We start from the raw sequence: 15,311 nt of genomic DNA, 5'->3' as shown, positions 1-15,311 counted from the left end.
GTTCGAGTCACCGATCACGGTGTCGCGGGCGCCCGGCTGGTTGGCCAGGTAGGCCATCGCCATCAGGTCGCGCTGGTCGATCATCACCGAGTCGTATTTGTCGCCGAACAGCACCAGGTGCCGATAGAAGTAGTGCCGCGCGATGACCACGGTCGACAGCACCAGCAGCACCGCGGTGGCCGCGACCCAGACCGGCGCGGGCTGCGGTTTGAACCGCCAGGTGACCCGTTTCGCGCCCGCGACCACCAGCGCGACCTGATGGCGATGGCCTACCTGGCCAACCAGCCGGGCGCCCGCGACACCGTGATCGGTGACTCGAACGTCGACGGCACCGCGTGGATGTACGCGGTGGCCGACCTGCACCCGCTGTGGACCCACTACGACTTTCCGCAGCAGACCGGGCCGGGTTACTACCGCTACATCTTCTGGACCTCGGCGCGCAAGGGCGACGACGATCCGAAGGTGGTCGAGGCGATTAAGGCCCTCAATATCAGGTACATATTGACTAGCACGCCCAACGTGAGAGGGTTTGCCACACCCGACGGACTAATGTCTCTAGAGAAATCGAAGTCGTGGGCGCTGATCTACGACAACGGTGGGGCCAAGATCTACGAATGGCGCGGAAACACCGCCGCGACGCCCCACCCCTAGACGCAACAAGAGGATGGTGACGCATTGAGTAACGGCAACGACGGCCGAGACGACGATGGCATCGAAATCATCGGCGGCGTCGATCCGCGGATCATGGCGATACGCGAGGCGGAGGACGACGAAGACGCCGACGGACGCTCCTTGACCGATCTGGTCGAGCAGCCCGCCAAGGTGATGCGGATCGGCACGATGATCAAGCAATTGCTCGAGGAGGTGCGCGCCGCACCGCTCGACGACGCCAGCCGTAACCGGCTGCGCGAGATCCACGCCACCAGCATCCGTGAGCTCGAAGACGGCCTGGCACCCGAACTGCGCGAGGAGCTCGACCGGCTCACGCTGCCGTTCAACGAGAACGCCGCTCCGTCGGACGCCGAGCTGCGCATCGCCCAGGCACAACTTGTCGGCTGGCTCGAAGGCCTGTTCCACGGCATCCAAACCGCGCTGTTCGCCCAGCAGATGGCGGCCCGCGCACAGCTGGAGCAGATGCGCCACAGCGCGCTGCCGCCGGGCATCAGCAAGTCGGGTCACGGCCCCGGCTCGGGCACCGGGCAATACTTGTAGGCCGACGTAAGTAGCTGATGGTGGCGGGTTCGGGACCTCACATCGAGACACAGAGAGCGTGGGTGGAATTCCCCATCTTCGACGCCAAGTCGCGCTCGTTGAAGAAGGCCTTCCTGGGCAAGGCGGGCGGCACGATCGGGCGCAACAACTCCAACGTGGTTGTCGTCGAGGCGTTGCGCGACATCACCATGTCGCTCGAGCTGGGCGACCGGGTCGGACTGGTCGGTCATAACGGGGCCGGGAAATCGACTCTGCTGCGGCTACTTTCGGGCATCTACGAACCCACCCGCGGCTGGGCGAAGGTCACGGGGCGAGTGGCGCCGGTGTTCGACCTCGGGGTCGGCATGGACCCCGAGATCTCCGGCTACGAGAACATCATCATTCGCGGCCTGTTCTTAGGGCAGAGCCGAAAATACATGCTGAGCAAGGTCGACGAGATCGCCGAGTTCACCGAGCTCGGCGACTACCTGTCGATGCCGCTGCGCACATACTCCACCGGCATGCGGGTGCGACTGGCGATGGGCGTGGTCACCAGCATCGACCCGGAGATCCTGCTTCTCGACGAGGGCATCGGCGCGATCGACGCCGACTTCCTGAAGAAGGCCCAGTCGCGGTTGCAGGGCCTGGTGGAGCGTTCCGGAATCCTGGTGTTCGCCAGCCATTCCACCGAGTTCCTGGCCCGGCTGTGCAAGACGGCGATGTGGATCGACCACGGCGTCATCCGGCAGACGGGCGGTATCGAGGACGTCGTGCGCGCCTATGAGGGCGAGGAGGCGGCGCGCCACGTCCGCGAGGTGCTGGCTGAAACCGCCGGACAATCATGAGTGAGTCCGTCTTCGCCGTCGTGGTCACCCACCGACGACCCGACGAGTTGGCCAAGTCGCTGGATGCGCTGAGCACGCAGACCCGGTTGCCCGATCACCTCATCGTGGTCGACAACGACGGGACCGAAGACGGGCGGGTCAGCGACCTCGTTGCCGCCCAACCGATTTCGACGACGTACCTCGGTTCACGCCGAAACCTCGGCGGCGCAGGCGGTTTCGCGCTCGGCATGTTGCACGCCCTGGCGCAGGGCGCGGACTGGGTGTGGCTGGCTGACGACGACGGGCGCCCGCAGGATTCCCGCGTGCTGGCGACGCTGCTGACGTGCGCCGAGAAGTACGGGCTAGCCGAGGTGTCGCCGATGGTGTGCAACTCGGACGACCCGCAGCGGCTGGCGTTCCCGTTGCGGCGCGGCCTGGTGTGGCGAAGGTACGCAAGCGAATTGCGCACCGAAGCGGGCCAGGATCTGTTGCGCGGCATCGCGTCGCTGTTCAACGGGGCGCTGTTCCGGGCGTCCACCCTGGAAGCGATCGGGGTGCCGGACATGCGGCTGTTCATCCGTGGCGACGAGGTGGAATTGCACCGCCGGCTGGTTCGGTCCGGTCTGCCGTTCGGCACCTGCCTGGAAGCGGTCTACCTGCATCCCTGCGGATCCGAGGAGTTCCGGCCCATCCTGGGCGGTCGGATGCACACGCAGTATCCCGACAACCCCACCAAGCGGTTCTTCACCTACCGCAACCGCGGCTACCTGCTGTCGCAACCGGGTCTGCGTAGGCTGCAGGCCCAGGAGTGGCTGCGGTTCGGCTGGTTCTTCCTGGTGAGCCGCCGCGACCCCAAGGGCCTGCTGGAGTGGATTCGGTTGCGCCGCTTGGGACGTCGCGAGCAATTCGGCAAGCCCGGAGGGTCCTGATGAGTTTCCTCGACGCCGCGACTCAGTCCCGGACATTTACCCGCGCCCGTGCCGATCTGGTCGACGGGTTTCGCCGTCACGAGCTGTGGCTGCACCTGGGTTGGCAGGACATCAAGCAGCGCTACCGCCGCTCGGTGCTGGGACCGTTCTGGATCACCATCGCGACCGGCACCACCGCTGTCGCGATGGGCGGGCTGTACTCCAAGCTGTTTCACCTGCAGCTGGCGGTGCACCTGCCCTACGTCACGCTCGGGTTGATCATCTGGAACCTGATCAACGCCGCCATCCTGGAGGGCGCCGACGTCTTCGTCGCCAACGAGGGCCTGATCAAACAGCTGCCGACGCCGTTGAGCGTCCACGTCTACCGGCTGGTGTGGCGTCAGATCATCCTGTTCGCCCACAACATCGTCATCTACGTCGTGATCGCGATCATCTACCCCAAGCCATGGTCGTGGGCCGATTTGTCGGTGATCCCGGCGCTGGCGCTGATCGTGCTCAACTGCATATGGGTGTCGCTGTGCTTCGGCATCCTGGCGACCCGCTACCGCGACATCGGTCCCCTGCTGTTTTCCATCGTGCAGCTGCTGTTCTTCATGACGCCGATCATCTGGAACGAAGACACGCTGCGCCAGCAGGGTGTCGGGCGCTGGTCGAGGATCGTCGAACTCAACCCGCTGCTGCACTATCTGGACATCGTTCGGGCGCCGTTGCTGGGCGCCCCCCAGGAGCTGCGGCACTGGCTGGTGGTGCTGGCGCTGACGGCCGTCGGCTGGGTGCTGGCGGCGTTGGCGATGCGGCAATACCGCGCCAGGGTGCCCTACTGGGTGTGACAGCCTGGGCCAGATTAGAGGACGGAGCCGAAATGCATGAGTCGCGCTTGCCGGGCGGTGCGCGTCGGGCCGTAGTCCTCGCGGGCGCCGTGTTTGGCATCGCGATGCTCAGCGCCGGTGCGGCAAGCGCCGACGGACCGGTCCAGTTGAGAAGCCGGCTAGGCGATGCGTGTCTGGACGCCCCGAGCGACAGCTGGTTCACCCCCGTGGTGGTCAACCCCTGCAACGGCGCCGACACCCAGCGCTGGAATCTCAACGGCGACGGGCGAATCGAGAGTGTGGCCTTCCCGGGCCGGTGCCTGAATGTGCCCGAGTCCAGTTTGTCGCTGCGCCTTTTGGCCTGTTGGAACAGCCAGCGTTGGACCATCCAGCCCGACGGCCGGATCACCGCCCTGCTCGGTGGCTGCCTCACCGTCCTCGGCGGCCCCGGACCCGGGACTTGGGTGGGACCCCGCATTTGCAATGGCTCACCCGAGCAGGGGTGGGATAGCGTTCCCTAACCGGGCCGGCGCGTCGCTTCAAGAATCTTTTGAGGATCCGACAAGGCCGGCGCACGACGCTAACCGTCGTGCAAATTCCCGATATCACCAGCGCCGACGGGGTGCACGTCGCCGTCATGCATCGTGCCGACGCGCCCGTCGGCCGGACGGCGCGGTTCCACATGCGCAAGATGTTCGACGACCTACCCTGCTGCTATCGCTCGTGGGCGAACCAGGGGAAGCGCTTCTTCCTACACGGCTATGAGCGGACATTCGAAGTCGAGTTCGCTTGCGCGGAATCCGAACCCGAGACCGTGGTGGACCCGGGTGCCGTCCGGGTGATCCGGGCGGCGCTGCGATACCAGTTCGACCACACCACGTTGATCGCCGCGGCGGACCCGCAGCGCGCCCTGTTCGAGTTGCTCGCCGAGCGGGGCGTCATCGATCTGCGCATCATGGACGACACCGGCATGGAGAGTTCGGCGGCGTGGGTGTTCGACACCGCCGAGCGGATCGTCAGCCTGGCGACCGGGGGCCGGGTCTGGGTGTCGCGGATAAAGGCACGCGAGCGCCGCAACCACGTCGTCACGCTGACCGCGGGACCGGTGTGATCGGCACCAAGCTCACAGCAACCCGTTCGCTGACGGCTCCAATGGGTATGCACGTGTACAACTAAATAGACGTGCTTGCCTGATACCGGTGACGGGCGGCCGCTTGGTGGTGTAACACTGATACGCCACGAATCGGATTCACGGCGCGTGTGTGATCAGCAAACGGCGACCCGAATCGTCGGGGCGAAAGGTGGGCGGACGTGACCAAGAAAGCCCAATCAGTGGCCGATGCCGCGCGGGAGAACCTGGCCGCGGAGCTGGATCGGCTGCGGCAGCGTCGCGATCGCCTCGAGGTCGAGGTCAAGAACGATCGGGGCATGGTCGGCGACCACGGGGACGCGGCCGAGGCGATCCAGCGCGCCGACGAACTGGTCGTCCTGGGTGACCGGATCAACGAGCTGGACCGGCGATTGCGGACCGGGCCGTCGGAGTCCGGAGAGGCAGAAACGCTGCCCGGCGGCACCGAGGTGACCCTGCGCTTCCCCGACGGTGAAGTGGTGACGATGCATGTGATCTCGATCGTCGAGGAGACCCCGGCCGGCCGCGAAGCCGAGACGCTGACCGCCCGCAGCCCACTGGGCCAGGCGCTCGCCGGGCGCAAACCGGGCGACACCGTGACCTACTCGACGCCCCAAGGGGAAAACCAGGTCGAGCTGATCGCGGTGAAGTTGCCCAAATAGCCCATGCCCGACGTCGCGCCGCCACAGCTGAGTCTGACCACGCAGATATGGCGCTTCGTAGTCACCGGCGGGCTGGCTGGAATCGTCGACTTCAGCCTCTACCTGGTGCTTTACCGAGTGGTCGGCATACAGGTCGACCTGTCCAAAGCCACCAGTTTCGTCGTCGGCACCATCACCGCCTACCTGATCAACCGCCGGTGGACGTTCCAGGCGTCACCGAGCACCGCGCGGTTCGTCGCGGTCATGGTTCTCTACGGCATCACCTTCGCCGTGCAGGTCGGGCTCAACCATCTGTGCCTTGCCTTGATGCACTATCGCGGCTGGGCGATACCCGTCGCGTTCGTGATAGCGCAGGGCACCGCGACCATGATCAACTTCGTCGTGCAGCGAGCCGTTATCTTCCGCCTCCGCTGAGCCAGCCGGCCAAGCGGTACCCTCTTTGACGATGTTCACCACCAAACGCCTGACGGGCTGGGGTCGCACCGCTCCCTCCGTCGCGACGGTGCTTTCCACCCGGGATGCGGAGGAGATCGCCAAGGCAGTGGCCAATGCGGGCGACCGCGGCGTGATCGCACGCGGCCTCGGCCGTTCCTACGGCGACAACGCGCAAAACGGCGGCGGTCTGGTGATCGACATGACGCCGCTGAACCGCATCCACTCGATCAGCGCCGACACCCGGCTGGTCGACGCCGACGCCGGGGTCAACCTGGACCAGCTGATGAAGGCGGCGCTGCCGTTCGGGCTGTGGGTTCCGGTGCTGCCGGGCACCCGGCAGGTCACCATCGGCGGGGCGATCGCCTGCGACATCCACGGCAAGAACCATCACAGCGCGGGCAGCTTCGGCAACCACGTGCGGTCGATGGACCTCCTCATGGCCGACGGCACCATCCGTACCGTCACCCCCGACGGGGACGATGCCGAGCTGTTCTGGGCCACCGTGGGGGGGAACGGCCTGACCGGGATCGTGTTACGCGCCACCATCGAGATGACCCCGACGGAGACCGCCTACTTCATCAACGACGGCGACAACACGGCGTCGCTGGACGAGACCGTCGAGTTTCACAGCGATGGCAGCGAAGCCAACTACACCTACTCCAGCGCCTGGTTCGATGCCATCAGCCCCCCACCCAAGTTGGGACGCGCGGCGATCACTCGCGGGCGCCTGGCACTGCGCGACGAGCTTCCCAAGAAGCTGGCCAAGCATCCCCTTAAATTCGATGCGCCACAACTGATGACGGTGCCCGACGTCTTTCCCAATGGGTTGATGAACAAGTTCACGCTGAGCACCATCGGCGAGCTGTACTACCGCCGAGGCGGCCACTACCGCGGCAAGATCCAGAACCTTACGCAGTTCTATCACCCCTTGGATCTGCTGGGTGAATGGAACCGTGGCTACGGATCAGCCGGTTTTGCGCAATATCAATTCCTGGTGCCCCCCTCGGCGGTCGACGAATTCAAACAGATCATCCGAGACATTCAAGCGAGCGGCCACTACTCGGCGCTCAACGTCTTCAAACTGTTCGGGGCCGGAAACCAAGCCCCGCTTAGCTTTCCAATTCCCGGCTGGAATGTGTGTCTCGACTTCCCGATGAAGCCCGGGCTCAACGAGTTCCTCAACGAACTCGACCGCCGGGTGCTGGAGTTCGGCGGGCGGGTCTACACCGCCAAGGACTCCCGCGCCACCGCGGAAACCTTTCACGCCATGTATCCGCGCATCGACGAATGGATCGCGGTGCGCCGCAAGGTCGATCCGATGGGGGTCTTCGCCTCCGACATGGCCCGACGTTTGGAGCTGCTCTAAATGGTGCTCGACGCGGTGGGAAATCCGCAGACCATCCTGCTGCTGGGCGGCACGTCCGAGATCGGGCTGGCCATCTGCGAGCGCTACCTACAGAACGCGCACGCGCGCATCGTGCTCGCAGCCATGCCCGACGACCCGGGCCGCGACGACGCGGTGGCCCAGATGAAGGCCGCGGGCGCGCGGTCGGTGGAGTTGATCGACTTCGAGGCCACCGACACCGACAGCCACCCCAAGATGATCGAGCAGGCCTTCTCGGGCGGCGACGTGGACGTGGCGATTGTCGCGTTCGGTTTGCTCGGCGACGCCGAAGAACTGTGGCAGAGCCAGCGCAAGGCGGTGCAGATTGCCGAAATCAACTACACCGCAGCGGTTTCGGTGGGCGTCCTGCTGGCCGAGAAGATGCGCGCGCAGGGCTTCGGCCAGATCATCGCGATGAGTACCGTGGCCGGTGAGCGGGTGCGGCGATCCAACTTCGTCTACGGCTCTACGAAGGCGGGCTTGGATGGCTTCTACCTGGGCTTGTCAGAAGCGTTGCGCGAGTACGGGGTTCGCGTCCTGGTGATCCGTCCCGGCCAGGTGCGGACCCGGATGAGCGCGCACATCAAGGAAGCCCCGCTGACCGTCGACAAGGAGTACGTCGCCAACCTCGCGGTGACCGCGGCCGCAAAAGGTAAGGAATTGGTTTGGGCGCCAGCAGCATTCCGTTATGTGATGATGGTGTTGCGACACATCCCGCGGAGCGTCTTCCGCAAGCTGCCAATCTGACCATGCGCAACGCACTGGCCAGCCTCGGCCAGCTGGTCTTGGCCGCGGTGGTGGCCGCGATCGTCGCGGTGGTGTCGCTGATCGCGATTGCCGGGGTCCAGTGGCCGGCCTTTCCGTCGTCGAACCAGCTGCACGCGCTGACCACCGTCGGGCAGGTCGGCTGCCTGGCGGGCTTGATCGGCGTCGGCTGGCTGTGGCGACGCGGCGGTCGCTACCCTCGGCTGCTGGCCCAGCTCGGCGGGGTGGTGTTCGTCTCGGCGTTCTCCGTCGTCACCCTGGGCATGCCGCTGGGCGCCACCAAGCTGTATCTGTTCGGCATCTCCGTCGACCAGCAGTTCCGCACGGAATACCTGACCCGGCTCGCCGACAGCCCCGCCCTACATGACATGACCTACGTCGGCCTGCCGACGTTCTACCCGCCGGGCTGGTTCTGGATCGGTGGGCGGGCGGCGGCGCTGAGCGGGGTGCCGGCCTGGGAGATCTACAAGCCGTGGGCCATCACCTCGATCACCATCGCGGTCGCGGTCGCGCTGGTGCTGTGGTGGCGAATGATCCGCTTCGAGTACGCGCTGATCGTGACCACCGCGACCGCCGCGGTGACCCTGGCGTACAGCTCGCCGGAGCCCTACGCCGCGATGATCACGGTGCTGCTGCCGCCGGTGCTGGTGCTGACGTGGTCGGGCCTGCGTGCCGGTGGGCGCGGCGGCGGCGTCGCCGACCGGGCCCTAGCCGCCGAACGTGCGGCTGGCCGCACACTCGAACCCGAACGTGCGGCTGGCCGCACGCTCGGCGCAGAAGAACCAACAGCGGGCGGCTGGGCCGCGGTGGTCGGCGCCGGGATCTTCCTGGGCTGGACGGCCACGTGGTACTCGCTGCTGTTCGGCTTCGGCGCCTTCACGATGGCGCTGATGGCCCTGGTGCTGGTCGCCGCGCGCTGGCGGCAACACGGCGTCAAGGCCGCGCTCGACCCGCTGCGCCGGCTTGCCGTCATCGCCGTGATCGCGGCGGCCATCGCCAGCACCACCTGGCTGCCGTTCCTGCTGCGCGCGGCCACCAGCCCAATCAGCAACAGCGGCAGCGCCTTTCACTACCTGCCCGCCGACGGCGCCGAGCTGACCTTCCCGATGCTGCAGTTCTCGCTGCTGGGCGCCGTCTGCCTGCTGGGCACGCTGTGGCTGGTGGTGCGCGCCCGCACGTCGGTGCGGGCCGCCGCCCTGACGATCGGCGTGCTGGCCGTCTACCTGTGGTCGCTGCTGTCGATGCTCACGACGCTGGCCCGCACCACGCTGCTGTCGTTCCGGCTGCAGCCCACGTTGACCGTGCTGCTGGTCGCCGCGGGCGTGTTCGGCTTCGTGGAAGCCACCCGGTCGCTGGCCGGGCGAAGCCGCGCCGCCGCCCCGGTCGCCGCGGCGATCGGGCTGACCGCGGCGATCGCGTTCAGCCAGGACATTCCCGACGTGCTGCGGCCGGATCTGACCATCGCCTACACCGACACCGACGGCCACGGCCAGCGCGGCGATCGCCGCCCGCCCAGCTCGGAGAAGTTCTACGCCGACATCGACGCCGCGATCCTGCGCGTCACAGGCAAGCCACGCAACCAAACCGTGCTGATGACCGCCGACTACAGCTTCCTGTCCTACTACCCCTACTGGGGCTTCCAGGGATTGACGTCGCACTACGCCAACCCGCTGGCGCAGTTCGATCTGCGGGCCGCGCAGATCGAGAAGTGGTCCAAGCTAAAGACCGCCGACGACCTGATCCACGCCCTGGACACCTCACCCTGGCCGGCGCCGACGGTCTTCCTGATGCGCCGCGGCGCCAACGGGAACTACACGCTGCGGCTGGCCGAGGACGTCTATCCCAACCAGCCCAACGTGCGCCGCTACACCGTCGATCTGCGCGCAGCCCTCTTCGACGACCCACGGTTCGTCGTCCAGACCATCGGCCCGTTTGTGCTGGCCATCCGCAGGCCCGGGGCCCAGCCGGTGACGAGCGGCTGATGGCGACCGAGACCTCGCCCAACTTGGCCGAAGAACTACCATCTACCTCCGTGAGCGACACGGGAGGAAACCACCGGATCGCTCGCATCGTTGCCGTCGTCGCCGGTCTGCTCGGGGCCGTGCTGGCGATCGCCACCCCGGTCCTGCCGGTCAACCAGACCACCGCCCAGCTCAACTGGCCGCAGAACGGCGCGTTCGAGAGCGTCGAAGCGCCGTTGATCGGCTATGTGGCCACCGAACTGAACGTCAGCGTGCCGTGTTCGGCCGCCGCCGGATTGACCGGACCGCACAATGCCGGCAAGACGGTGCTGTTGTCGACGGTGCCCAAGCAGGCCCCGAAGGCCGTCGACCGCGGCCTGCTCATCCAGCGCGCCAACGACGAGCTGGTGCTCGTGGTGCGCAACGTCCCCGTCGTCACCGCCCCGTTGAGCCAGGTGCTCAGCCCCGCCTGCCAGCGGCTGACCTTCACCGCGCACGCGGAGCGGGTCGCCGCGGAATTCGTCGGCCTGACGCAGGGACCCAACACCGAGCATCCCGGCTCGCCACTGCGCGGCGAGAAGAGCGGGTATGACTTCCGGCCCCAGATCGTCGGGGTGTTCACCGACCTGGCCGGGCCGACGCCGCCGGGCCTGAGCTTCTCGGCGACCGTCGACACCCGCTACAGCAGCAGCCCGACGCCGCTGAAGCTCGCGGCGATGATCCTCGGGGTGGTGCTGACGGCCGCGGCGCTGGTCGCGTTGCACGTCCTGGACCGGGCCGACGGCACCCGGCACCGACGGTTCCTTCCGCCACGCTGGTGGTCGATCGGCGGCCTGGACGCCCTGGTCATCGCGGTGCTGGTGTGGTGGCACTTCGTCGGCGCGAACACCTCCGACGACGGCTACATCCTGACCATGGCCCGGGTGTCCGAACATGCCGGCTACATGGCCAACTACTACCGCTGGCTGGGCACGCCTGAGGCGCCCTTCGGGTGGTATTACGACCTGCTCGCGCTGTGGGCGCACGTCAGCACCACCAGCGTCTGGATGCGCCTGCCCACCCTGGTCATCGCGCTGACGTGCTGGTGGGTGATCAGCCGCGAGGTCATTCCCCGTCTGGGCCATGCCGTCAAGCGCAGCAGGGCAGCGGCGTGGACCGCGGCGGGCATGTTCCTGGCGACGTGGCTGCCGCTCGACAACGGCCTGCGGCCCGAGCCGATCATCGCCCTGGGCATCCTGCTCACCTGGTGTTCGGTGGAGCGCGCGGTGGCCACCAATCGGCTGCTCCCGGTGGCGATCGCCTGCATCATCGGTGCCTTGACACTCTTCTCCGGGCCCACCGGCATCGCGTCCATCGGCGCCCTGCTGGTCGCGATCGGACCGTTGCGCACCATCGTGCACCGCCGATCCAAACGCTTCGGCGCGCTGCCATTGCTGGCGCCGATAGTCGCCGCGGTCACCGTCACCGTGATCCTGATCTTCCGCGATCAGACCCTGGCCGGCGAGATGCAGGCCACCGCCCTCAAGCGGGCCCTGGGGCCCAGCCTGAGCTGGTTCGACGAACACATCCGCTACGAGCGGCTGTTCATGGCCAGTCCCGACGGATCGGTCGCGCGCCGCTTCGCCGTGCTGGCGCTGGTCCTCGCGCTCGGCATCACGGTGGCAATGTCGTTGCGCAAGGGGCGAATCCCGGGCACGGCCGCCGGACCGAGCCGGCGCATCGTCGGTATCACCATCATCTCGTTCGTGGCGATCATGTTCACTCCCACCAAGTGGACGCACCACTTCGGGGTGTTCGCCGGGCTGGCCGGGTCCCTCGGGGCGCTGGCCGCGGTCGCGGTGACGTCCGTCGCGATGCGTTCGCGCCGCAACCGAACCGTGTTCGCCTCCGTGGTGCTGTTCTTGGTGGCGTTGTCGTTCGCCAGCGTCAACGGCTGGTGGTATGTGTCCAATTTCGGTGTGCCATGGTCGAATTCGTTCCCGCAATGGCACTACGCCTTCGCCACCACCCTGCTCGGACTGACCCTGCTGGTGCTGCTGCTGGCCGCGTGGTTCCACTTCGTCGCCCCGGACACCTTGAGGACCCAACGGCCCCCCGGCAACCGGGTAGCCGCAATCATTCAGTCCCCCTTGGCAATTGCCGCGTGGGTGCTGGTGGTCTTCGAGGTGGCATCGCTGACCCTGGCGATGACCGCTCAGTATCCGGCCTGGTCGGTGGGGCGGTCCAATCTCGAGGCCCTGACCGGGAAGTCCTGCGGCCTGGCCGAGGACGTACTGGTCGAGCAGGATCCCAACGCCGGCATGCTGGCACCGGTGGCCGCCCCGGTGGCCGACGCCCTGGGGGCCGGATTGTCGGAAGCGTTCACGCCCAACGGCATTCCCGCCGACGTCCGCGCCGACCCGGTGATGGAACGCCAGGCCGACCGCAGTTTCGTCACCGACGAAGAGAAGGGCACCACCAACCAGGCCGGCACCGAGGGCGGCACCAGCGCCGCACCGGGAATCAACGGCTCCCGCGCCCAGCTGCCCTACAACTTGGATCCGGCCCGCACACCGGTGCTGGGCAGCTGGCAGTCCGGCATCCAGGTGCCCGCCCGACTGCGCTCGGCGTGGTACCGACTTCCCGCGCGGGACCAGGCGGGACCGCTGCTGGTGGTGTCGGCGGCGGGCCGGTTCGACGCGCGCGAGGTGCAATTGCAATGGGCCACCGACGACGGGGCGGCGGGCGGACACCCGGGCGGCTCATTCCAGTTCTTCGACGTCGGGGCGTCGCCGGCCTGGCGTAACTTGCGGCTGCCGATGTCGTGGATTCCGCGCAACGCCACCCAGATTCGCCTGGTCGCCGACGACGAGGATCTGGCGCCGCAGCACTGGATCGCGGTCACGCCGCCGCGGATTCCACAGCTGCGCACGCTGCAGGAAGTGGTGGGCTCGCACGACCCGGTGTTCCTGGACTGGCTGGTCGGTCTCGCGTTCCCGTGCCAGCGGCCGTTCGGCCATCAAAACGGTGTCGACGAGACCCCGAAATGGCGGATCCTGCCGGACCGGTTCGGCGCCGAGGCGAACTCACCGGTCATGGACAACAACGGGGGCGGGCCGCTTGGTGTCACCGAGCTGTTGGTCAAGGCGACGACGGTGGGCAGTTATCTGAAGGACGACTGGTCGCGGGACTGGGGCAGTTTGCAGCGGCTGACGCCCTATTACCCCAACGCCCAGGCCGCCCGCCTGCAGTTGGGCACGGCGGCGCGCGGCGGCCTGTGGAGCCCGGCGCCGCTGCGCAGGGGTTAGCCCTCTCGCCTCACAGCCCGGGCAGGCAATTGATGAACGGTATGCACGGCGGCGACGGCGGCCGCGGCGACGGAAACCCTTCGATGATCGTCGAATTGGTTACCGGGCTGTTCTGATCGAAATACCAAGGGTGACAGGCGTTTCTGTCCCAGTCCGGCATGTTCTTCATCACCGGCGAACCTGGGCACCATTGGTAGGTGCAGCTGTTCGTCGGGCTAGGTACCGTGCCGCCGTCCTGGCACACCATCGGGGCGGGCTGGGCGTGGCCGGTTCCCGCCGTCAGGCCCAACCCGACGACGGCGAAGCCACCCGAGAGCAACGCCCCCGCGAGCATGCGGTTCATGTTGTGAGAAATGTTCATGCCGCGAGTGCAAACGGTCAAGGTTGCTACCGATCCCAAATCGGGTATTGATGCCCTGATTCGGTAAGCCTACACTTACGGTTCGTGGTCACTTACCAAGCCGATGGCGATGCCTGGCTGGCCCTCGCGGATCGAACGCGACGGGCCATCGTGGAGCGCCTCGCGCATGGCCCCGCGGCCGTCGGTGAACTCGCCCGCGACCTCCCGGTCAGCAGGCCGGCCGTTTCGCAGCACCTCAAAGTGCTCAAGTGCGCCGGGCTGGTGCGCGACCGCGCAGCGGGAACCCGGCGCGTCTACCAGCTCGACCCGACCGGCCTCGAGGCGTTGCGCGCCGACCTGGACCGGTTCTGGACGCGGGCGCTGGCCAACTACGCGAAGGCCGTTGACATAGAAGGAGATGGATCATGACCCGAACCCCGAGCATCCAGCACCGCGTCGTGGTCAACGCCGGGATCGAACGCGCGTTCGCCGTCTTCACCGAGCGCTTCGGCGACTTCAAGCCGCGCGAGCACAACCTGCTGACCGTCCCGATCGCCGAGACGGTATTCGAGCCCCGCGTCGGCGGACACATCTATGACCGCGGGGTCGACGGCAGCGTCTGCCAATGGGCGCGCGTACTGGTCTACGAGCCTCCCACCCGCCTGGTGTTCAGCTGGGACATCGGTCCGACCTGGCAGATCGAACCCGATCAGTCGAAGACCAGCGAGGTCGAGGTGCGCTTCACCGCAGAGTCCGACGGCCGCACCCGCGTCGACCTCGAGCACCGCCACCTGGACCGGCACGGCGCCGGCTGGCAGTCGCTCGCCGAGGGCGTCGACGGCGACGCCGGCTGGCCGCTGTATCTGGCCCGCTACACCGGCCTCTTCGCCGCCGGGGTCCGGCCATGACCGCACGGGGGACCCAATCGCTGATGAGCATGGCCCGCGCCGAACGGGCCGATCTCGCGGAATTCCTGGCCACCCTGACCCCGTCGGACTGGGAGGCGCCCAGCCTGTGTTCCAAGTGGACCGTCAAAGACGTTGTCGCGCATGTGATCAGCTATGAAGAGCTCGGTACCCTGGGCCTGCTGAAGCGCTTCGCGAAGGGCTGGATCGTGCGGGCCAACCAGGTGGGTGTCGACGAATTCACGGCGCTGAGCCCGCAACAGCTGCTGGAGTTTCTGCGCGATCACCTCGAACCACGTGGATTGACAGCAGGTTTCGGCGGCATGATCGCGCTCGTCGACGGCACGATCCATCATCAAGACATCCGGCGCGCGCTGGGGCGGCCGCGCACCATCCCGGCGGATCGGCTCGAGCGGGTTCTCGGCCTGGTGCCCGGCAATCCCCGACTGGGCGCCGGACGCCGGATCAGGGGATTGCGACTACGCGCCACCGACGTCGACTGGGCACATGGCCGCGGCCCCGAGGTGACCGGCATCGGCGAAGCCTTGCTGATGGCGATGTCGGGCCGCCGCGCGGCCCTGGCGGACCTCGACGGTCCCGGCCGCGCCACGCTGGCCGCTCGACTGCCGGCGCCGGCGTAGCGCTTTTTCAAGCGGCCATCGCCGCGTCCGTCGCCGGGGTCCATAGCGC

The 15,311-nt window shown here is 67.3% G+C and carries 16 protein-coding genes and 2 pseudogenes; 16 read left to right on the top strand and 2 right to left on the bottom strand.

What is annotated here, in order from left to right:
• A pseudogene (locus A5744_RS17530) lies at positions 1–255 on the bottom strand (hypothetical protein); the annotation flags it as partial.
• Between A5744_RS17530 and A5744_RS17525 the strand changes: the two are divergent.
• The 13 genes and pseudogenes from A5744_RS17525 to A5744_RS17465 all read left to right on the top strand — a co-directional run.
• A pseudogene (locus A5744_RS17525) lies at positions 247–651 on the top strand (DUF6541 family protein); the annotation flags it as partial. The pseudogenes A5744_RS17530 and A5744_RS17525 sit on opposite strands and share 9 nt — an antisense overlap.
• A 93-nt stretch (positions 652–744) precedes the next feature.
• Positions 745–1,212 carry a bacterial proteasome activator family protein gene (locus A5744_RS17520; RefSeq protein WP_083679327.1) on the top strand — a complete coding sequence of 156 codons (468 nt, stop codon included), beginning with the start codon at positions 745–747 and terminating at the stop codon, positions 1,210–1,212.
• 17 nt (positions 1,213–1,229) lie between these two features.
• On the top strand, positions 1,230–2,036 hold the full coding sequence (locus tag A5744_RS17515; RefSeq protein ID WP_076063149.1) for an ABC transporter ATP-binding protein: 807 nt from the start codon (positions 1,230–1,232) through the stop codon (positions 2,034–2,036).
• On the top strand, positions 2,033–2,944 hold the full coding sequence (locus A5744_RS17510) for a glycosyltransferase family 2 protein (RefSeq protein WP_076063147.1): 912 nt from the start codon (positions 2,033–2,035) through the stop codon (positions 2,942–2,944). Before A5744_RS17515 ends, A5744_RS17510 begins: the two co-directional genes overlap by 4 nt.
• Complete coding sequence (locus A5744_RS17505; protein WP_076063145.1) at positions 2,944–3,774, top strand: ABC transporter permease; 831 nt, start codon at positions 2,944–2,946, stop codon at positions 3,772–3,774. Before A5744_RS17510 ends, A5744_RS17505 begins: the two co-directional genes overlap by 1 nt.
• A gap of 32 nt (positions 3,775–3,806) precedes the next feature.
• On the top strand, positions 3,807–4,274 hold the full coding sequence (locus tag A5744_RS17500) for an RICIN domain-containing protein (RefSeq protein WP_076063143.1): 468 nt from the start codon (positions 3,807–3,809) through the stop codon (positions 4,272–4,274).
• Positions 4,275–4,342: 68 nt separating this feature from the next.
• Complete coding sequence (locus A5744_RS17495; RefSeq protein WP_083679325.1) at positions 4,343–4,864, top strand: 6-carboxytetrahydropterin synthase; 522 nt, start codon at positions 4,343–4,345, stop codon at positions 4,862–4,864.
• A 200-nt stretch (positions 4,865–5,064) separates the two neighbouring features.
• Complete coding sequence (locus A5744_RS17490) at positions 5,065–5,544, top strand: GreA/GreB family elongation factor (RefSeq protein ID WP_076063141.1); 480 nt, start codon at positions 5,065–5,067, stop codon at positions 5,542–5,544.
• 3 nt (positions 5,545–5,547) lie between these two features.
• Positions 5,548–5,958 carry a GtrA family protein gene (locus tag A5744_RS17485; protein WP_076063140.1) on the top strand — a complete coding sequence of 137 codons (411 nt, stop codon included), beginning with the start codon at positions 5,548–5,550 and terminating at the stop codon, positions 5,956–5,958.
• Between the two features lie 31 nt (positions 5,959–5,989).
• Entirely contained in the window at positions 5,990–7,345 is a 1,356-nt protein-coding gene (locus A5744_RS17480) for an FAD-binding oxidoreductase (protein ID WP_076063138.1), read from the top strand.
• On the top strand, positions 7,346–8,110 hold the full coding sequence (locus A5744_RS17475; protein ID WP_076063136.1) for a decaprenylphospho-beta-D-erythro-pentofuranosid-2-ulose 2-reductase: 765 nt from the start codon (positions 7,346–7,348) through the stop codon (positions 8,108–8,110). It abuts the gene before it with no gap.
• A 2-nt stretch (positions 8,111–8,112) separates the two neighbouring features.
• On the top strand, positions 8,113–10,110 hold the full coding sequence (locus A5744_RS17470) for a galactan 5-O-arabinofuranosyltransferase (protein WP_076063133.1): 1,998 nt from the start codon (positions 8,113–8,115) through the stop codon (positions 10,108–10,110).
• Entirely contained in the window at positions 10,110–13,376 is a 3,267-nt protein-coding gene (locus A5744_RS17465; protein WP_076063131.1) for an arabinosyltransferase domain-containing protein, read from the top strand. Before A5744_RS17470 ends, A5744_RS17465 begins: the two co-directional genes overlap by 1 nt.
• Before the next feature lie 10 nt (positions 13,377–13,386).
• Here A5744_RS17465 and A5744_RS17460 read toward each other — a convergent pair whose 3' ends face one another.
• On the bottom strand, positions 13,387–13,737 hold the full coding sequence (locus A5744_RS17460; RefSeq protein WP_076063130.1) for a hypothetical protein: 351 nt from the start codon (positions 13,735–13,737) through the stop codon (positions 13,387–13,389).
• A gap of 84 nt (positions 13,738–13,821) precedes the next feature.
• Here A5744_RS17460 and A5744_RS17455 point away from each other — a divergent pair, with 84 nt between their 5' ends.
• The 3 genes from A5744_RS17455 to A5744_RS17445 are packed head-to-tail and all read left to right on the top strand — an operon-like array spanning position 13,822 to position 15,262.
• Positions 13,822–14,145 carry a metalloregulator ArsR/SmtB family transcription factor gene (locus tag A5744_RS17455; RefSeq protein ID WP_076063128.1) on the top strand — a complete coding sequence of 108 codons (324 nt, stop codon included), beginning with the start codon at positions 13,822–13,824 and terminating at the stop codon, positions 14,143–14,145.
• Positions 14,142–14,624 (top strand): SRPBCC family protein, encoded by a 483-nt coding sequence (locus tag A5744_RS17450; protein ID WP_076063126.1) that lies wholly within the window; start codon positions 14,142–14,144, stop codon positions 14,622–14,624. The genes A5744_RS17455 and A5744_RS17450 overlap by 4 nt, the downstream gene beginning before the upstream one ends.
• Entirely contained in the window at positions 14,621–15,262 is a 642-nt protein-coding gene (locus A5744_RS17445; protein WP_076063124.1) for a maleylpyruvate isomerase family mycothiol-dependent enzyme, read from the top strand. The genes A5744_RS17450 and A5744_RS17445 overlap by 4 nt, the downstream gene beginning before the upstream one ends.
• The last annotated feature ends 49 nt before the right edge of the window (positions 15,263–15,311 follow it).

This window comes from Mycobacterium sp. IS-1264 (assembly GCF_001954195.1).
Lineage (GTDB): Bacteria > Actinomycetota > Actinomycetes > Mycobacteriales > Mycobacteriaceae > Mycobacterium.
This window is presented reverse-complemented; position numbering and strand designations above follow the sequence as displayed.

What these genes read in the sequence shown, in the direction of transcription:
- A5744_RS17460 (WP_076063130.1), bottom strand. Translation starts at nt 13,737, where the DNA reads ATGAACATTTCTCACAACATGAACCGCATGCTCGCGGGGGCGTTGCTC.
- A5744_RS17500 (WP_076063143.1), top strand. Translation starts at nt 3,807, where the DNA reads ATGCATGAGTCGCGCTTGCCGGGCGGTGCGCGTCGGGCCGTAGTCCTC.
- A5744_RS17470 (WP_076063133.1), top strand. Translation starts at nt 8,113, where the DNA reads ATGCGCAACGCACTGGCCAGCCTCGGCCAGCTGGTCTTGGCCGCGGTG.
- A5744_RS17465 (WP_076063131.1), top strand. Translation starts at nt 10,110, where the DNA reads ATGGCGACCGAGACCTCGCCCAACTTGGCCGAAGAACTACCATCTACC.
- A5744_RS17450 (WP_076063126.1), top strand. Translation starts at nt 14,142, where the DNA reads ATGACCCGAACCCCGAGCATCCAGCACCGCGTCGTGGTCAACGCCGGG.
- A5744_RS17520 (WP_083679327.1), top strand. Translation starts at nt 745, where the DNA reads ATGGCGATACGCGAGGCGGAGGACGACGAAGACGCCGACGGACGCTCC.
- A5744_RS17445 (WP_076063124.1), top strand. Translation starts at nt 14,621, where the DNA reads ATGACCGCACGGGGGACCCAATCGCTGATGAGCATGGCCCGCGCCGAA.
- A5744_RS17515 (WP_076063149.1), top strand. Translation starts at nt 1,230, where the DNA reads ATGGTGGCGGGTTCGGGACCTCACATCGAGACACAGAGAGCGTGGGTG.
- A5744_RS17475 (WP_076063136.1), top strand. Translation starts at nt 7,346, where the DNA reads ATGGTGCTCGACGCGGTGGGAAATCCGCAGACCATCCTGCTGCTGGGC.
- A5744_RS17480 (WP_076063138.1), top strand. Translation starts at nt 5,990, where the DNA reads ATGTTCACCACCAAACGCCTGACGGGCTGGGGTCGCACCGCTCCCTCC.
- A5744_RS17505 (WP_076063145.1), top strand. Translation starts at nt 2,944, where the DNA reads ATGAGTTTCCTCGACGCCGCGACTCAGTCCCGGACATTTACCCGCGCC.
- A5744_RS17510 (WP_076063147.1), top strand. Translation starts at nt 2,033, where the DNA reads ATGAGTGAGTCCGTCTTCGCCGTCGTGGTCACCCACCGACGACCCGAC.
- A5744_RS17485 (WP_076063140.1), top strand. Translation starts at nt 5,548, where the DNA reads ATGCCCGACGTCGCGCCGCCACAGCTGAGTCTGACCACGCAGATATGG.